The following is a 305-nucleotide window of genomic DNA, read 5'->3' on the forward strand; positions in this document are numbered from 1 at the left end:
TCTTGCGCGTAAATAGTCAAGTCCAGTATCGTCACGAGCTTCGCCGTTATAGGCAAAGGGATTTCCTGTCGTTTCTGTGCTTGCCTTTCTTGCCCCATAGAGGTTATAGCTGCTTGATGCGACGGCTTGTCCATCCTTGGCCAACCCTGTCACAGAGCCTGACTGATTGGTCAAGTAGTTGTAGCTGTCACCTGTTTGGTTGTTGAGGTAGCTAGCTCGACCCTGACCATAACTATAGGTCTCACGAGCCTTGCCATCATGGTCATAGGTTTCGAGGACTTCTGTATGTTCACGATTGACATCGT

At 49.2% G+C, this 305-nt stretch carries 1 protein-coding gene; it reads right to left on the bottom strand.

What is annotated here, in order from left to right; all coding sequences use genetic code 11:
• Nucleotides 1-305: hypothetical protein (locus tag ADI74_RS08385; protein WP_049538278.1), on the bottom strand; the 305-nt coding region annotated here is incomplete at both ends.

It is taken from the genome of Streptococcus pseudopneumoniae (genome assembly GCF_001074565.1).
Taxonomy (GTDB): Bacteria; Bacillota; Bacilli; order Lactobacillales; family Streptococcaceae; genus Streptococcus; species Streptococcus pseudopneumoniae_J.